Source organism: Fodinibius sp., assembly GCF_041642155.1.
In the GTDB taxonomy this organism is placed as follows: domain Bacteria; phylum Bacteroidota; class Rhodothermia; order Balneolales; family Balneolaceae; genus Fodinibius.
This window is the reverse complement of the sequence record NZ_JBEPWZ010000259.1, coordinates 1-4,289: the sequence shown is the minus strand read 5'-3', so window position 1 is coordinate 4,289 and position 4,289 is coordinate 1. Positions and strand designations below refer to the sequence as shown.

General features: G+C 54.8%; 3 protein-coding genes. 1 reads left to right on the top strand and 2 read right to left on the bottom strand.

Annotated elements, in window-relative coordinates:
• Together ACESLU_RS12230 and ACESLU_RS12225 are read right to left on the bottom strand one after the other, a co-directional pair.
• Window positions 1-201 (bottom strand): hypothetical protein (locus ACESLU_RS12230; RefSeq protein WP_372638928.1); only part of this gene is annotated, 201 nt, incomplete at its 3' end.
• Window positions 202-290: 89 nt separating this feature from the next.
• On the bottom strand, window positions 291-890 hold the full coding sequence (locus ACESLU_RS12225; protein ID WP_372638927.1) for a hypothetical protein: 600 nt from the start codon (window positions 888-890) through the stop codon (window positions 291-293).
• A gap of 372 nt (window positions 891-1,262) precedes the next feature.
• Between ACESLU_RS12225 and ACESLU_RS12220 the strand changes: the two genes are divergently transcribed.
• Window positions 1,263-4,274 (top strand): S8 family serine peptidase, encoded by a 3,012-nt coding sequence (locus ACESLU_RS12220; RefSeq protein ID WP_372638926.1) that lies wholly within the window; start codon window positions 1,263-1,265, stop codon window positions 4,272-4,274.
• Window positions 4,275-4,289: the final 15 nt, after the last annotated feature.

Below are 4,289 nucleotides of genomic sequence, written 5' to 3'. Positions count from 1 at the left end.
GGCGTAGCGTTTAGGCTCTGCAAGGTGGTTGGCCTGTCCGCCATCGGCTGATATTTTTAACAACAAGAAGATTACTGCCATTCGCCAGAGCATACAGAGGACCTTGCAAAACGTAAACTCAAATCGGCAAGCTTGTGCAAGTTTTTTTCTGTAAAAGTTATTCAGCCATAGCTGGTTGATGTATCCTCTTTGGAGGATCATCCGAAGAAAAATTTTGTTTTACTTAAAATTTTTCGAGTTGATCCATCTTCAGATACCGTCGCCCGGTGGGCAGATATTTCAGCGCTGTATTAATTAAAGCGGTATAAATCAATTCCTATGTTCACCTGCATGGTTCGGGCGTCCGCTCTGAAAAGCCGGCCGCTTTCCCAGTCGGGCCCCACTTCAACAAAAAAACCAAACGCATTGCTGATGCGATAGGCCGCACCGCCCCGCAATCCCAGGCGGACCCGGAACCCTTCCCCTCCGGTGCGGGTGTTTGCCAGCTCTCCTACAGCCATATTGTTGCCGAACAGGGCTTTACCCTGCACGTAGGGTTGAAAACGATTGGTCTTAAAGGGGTACGCCCGCAACATGGGACCTATGCCCCAGCTCCCGATCCCAAAACTGGATTCATCCCCGGAATTATCCACAAAAAAGCTCCCCAGCACCTGAAATCCCACGCCGACCCGGGGCGACATCATCCGCACATTGCGAAATACGAATTCAAGCTCGGAGCTGCCATCGGTTTGCAACGTATCGTTGCCGAGATAAGAATAATCGCCCAGTGAGTGCAAATTGACCGTCAGCCCGTTAATTCCCACATCCGACCGCAGCGGCTGTATGGTCGCATTGTCGCCGGGCGACTGTCCACGAAGGACGGTCGCCGAAATCAAAAAAATACTTATCACGAGAATAGCCGTTCCTAATGGGTTTGCGGGGAATTTGTCTATACTATTTTTCATCATACAATATTATTAATATCGAAATACACGGTTAATTTTAATGGTTCACGGTCCTGGCCATTGCAACGCACAGAAAATAGGGATCTTGCAAAAGAATTTAAGCCATAAAGTAAGGCTGATAGAGAACTTGACAAACTCTTTTCCTGAAGAAGCGTTAGAATTTGTGTTCCGCAAAGGGATCAGGCCGCTGTATGGGATGCCAAAGGCTGTGATCGGGCCATCCCGCCACTGCCATCGACTTCGCCGGACAGATGCGGCGATAGAAGATATGGAATCATTTGTTTACATTTGAAGTGCGTTTTTCTACCATACTTCCATATGATTCCAACAATATCATCACGGACGATACTGCTTTTGTCGCTTCTCCTTCCCCTGGCGGCCATGGGCCAGGGGCAACAACAGTATGCTCCCGATCGACTGCTTGTCAAGTACGAGTCAGACCAGCGGCTCCGGCAGCTTAAGGGCAAGCTTACAAGCGATCCGCGCGCAGCTGTTGAGCAGTTTCTTCGGCTTTCGGGCGCACGTACGATACAGCCGCTTATAAAGGCCCGCCAGCAACAAAAGCTGCGGCAGGGAAACAGGCCCGGGACAGATGACCTGTTACGTATCCATGAGGTAACCTTCAGCCACCGTATCGACCCTCTTCACCTTTCAGCCAAGATCGAGCGGATGCCCGGCGTCGCCTACGCAGAACCCAAATACATACGCCGGATGCACATCACACCCAACGATTCCACCCTCGAAAAATTCATTGATTTCCACCGGTTTGTCGAAGCCTGGGACCTTTCCACCGGCAAACCGGAAGTCGTCATCGCCATTGTTGACGGCGGGGTGAATTACACCCATCCGGACCTCGACGACAAGCTGTGGATCAACCAGGAGGAAGTGCCGGCCGCCCTCCGCCCCGCGGTGGACCAGGATTCCGATGGCAGCGTGACCGCTACGGAGATCAGGCAGTTTCTGCGGGACAACGGGGAAGACTATAACGGTGACGGGGAAATTCAGCTGGACGACGCCCTTCATCCCGACGCTCCCTTTATGGATGGGGCAGACGGAGACGGCAACAGCTACACCGACGATCTTTTCGGCTGGGACTTCTGGAATTCCGGTGCTATCGGCCAGGTTACCGGCGACAATAATCCCATGCATGAGGGCACGGACCATGGCACCCATGTGGCCGGCATAGCTGCAGCAGAGACGAACAACCGTTCGGGTATTGCCGGGGCCGGTTATAACAGCACCTACATGCCGGTGAAAGCGGGGGGCACTCCCGAAGACCCGACCTCCGTGGGATACGGCTTTGAAGGCATCCTGTATGCCGCAGAACAGGGAGCCGACATTATCAACTGCAGCTGGGGCGGCGACGGCTTCTCCAATGCCGAACAGGATATCATTAACTACGTAACCCGGCGGGGCGCGCTGGTCGTCTCCTCCTCGGGCAATGACGGCGTGGACAGGGTAAGTTATCCCGCCGGCTATGACAAGGTTTTAGGGGTGGGCTCGGTGGAGACTTCCGATATGGTATCCGGGTACTCGAACTATGGGTACGAGCTGGATGTGCTGGCCACGGGCTCAGGCATCCTGAGCACCAGCTATGGCGAATCGTTTACGAGCAAGAGCGGCACTTCTATGGCTGCGCCGGTCGTGAGCGGACTGGCGGCCCTCCTGAGATCAATCCACCCGGGGTGGTCCGCCGAACGCATCGGACAGCAAATTCGCACTTCGGCTGTTTCTGTTGAGAACGCCAACGGAAGCGGCTTTGCCCACAAGCTGGGAAGCGGGAAGATCGATGCCTTCGATGCCCTGAATACCGATCAGCCGGGACTTAAGATCACTTCTGCCCGATTTGAAAACAGTGAGGGACAAAAACTGCAGCTCAACCAGCCCGGGACCGTTTACGCCGACATAGTCAATGTGGGAAAGCCGGTTTCCGGCATGGACCTCCAGCCCGAAGTGGTACAGGAGAGAGGGATTGAGCTGTCAGCCAGTAACACCCGGCTCCCGCCCCTTGCCACCGGCGATTCTGCGGAAGTCACATTTGAGCTGACCATCGGCGATGATTTTGATCCCGGGGCAACACCTGCAATACGCCTGAACTTCCGTGATCCGAACGGAAGCTACGGCGACTTCGGAATCGTGCGGTACGAAGAATTTCTGTACGATGTTGTGGCCGCAAACCGCGTTAAAACCTCTTTCGGCGCCGACGGTACCATCGGTTTTACAAAGCCGCTCCTGGGCGCGGGCGGAGTAGGCTTTGTGCCCCGCACACCAGCGTCCGGCGGGTACGCCGAAGGCAACAACCTGCTTTTCGAAGGGGGACTGATGGTCGAGATTGACGGCACATTGTATGATGCGGTTCGAAGTGAAACCGGTCAGGTATCCCGCGACTTTACCCCGCTGGAACTTTTTACGACCACCCGGGCCGAATCGGTTTCCGATCTCGACGGACATGCCACCTTCCGCATCGACTCGGATACGACCCACGATGCGACCATCCGCCTGCAAACCTATGCTTATGATCATCCCCGGCTGAATAATACCGTGATGCTTGAATATACGCTTCGCAACAACTCCTCTTTCCGGGAGCTTGCCAATGTGTATGTGGGACTTTTCAACGACTGGGATATCGGGAACGCCGCTGATAACAACGCCTCCTTTATACCTGCCGACAGCCTGTTGTACTTCTCGGAGGGCACCGAAAACAGCAGCGAACCCTTCGCCGCGGTGGCCACGATGGGACCCATATCGGGTATCCTCGCCATTGACAATACCACAGAAGGGGCGGGCGACAGCCTGAGCTTCGGTCTCTACGACGGCTTTACGGACGCCGAAAAAAGGGCAGCACTGAAAGCCCGAAAGATAAGAACCGACCGGAAACAAAGCGATGTTTCAGGGGTCGTCGCATCGGGGCCGTATACCCTGGGGCCGGGGGCGGAAATCGTTGTCGGCTTTGCTTATGCGTTCGGAGCCGATCCGGAGGTGTTGGGCGACCAGGCAGCCACTGCCCGGGCTCAGAAACCGTTTGACGTCTCCCCCGCCGGGCGGGCGGTGTCGGACAGGGAGCCGGCCGAGACGAAACTCTTCCAGAACTATCCCAATCCTTTCCGTTCGAAGACACAAATTCGCTTTGACCTGGCGAGAACCACTCATGTCACCCTCACCATCTATGATGTACTGGGACGCAAGGTTCAGGTTCTTCGCAATGAAGAAATGGAAGCAAGGTCGCATTTTGTTGCCTTCGATGGCGACGGATTAAGCAGCGGTATCTATTTTGCCCGTCTCAAGACAAACGAAAGCGTACGCACCCTTCCCATGACGCTGATCAAATAAATGGTCAGGAGTCCG

Bases quoted from the DNA above. Each gene is read 5' to 3' on its own strand.
- ACESLU_RS12220 (WP_372638926.1), top strand. From the start codon at position 1,263: ATGATTCCAACAATATCATCACGGACGATACTGCTTTTGTCGCTTCTC.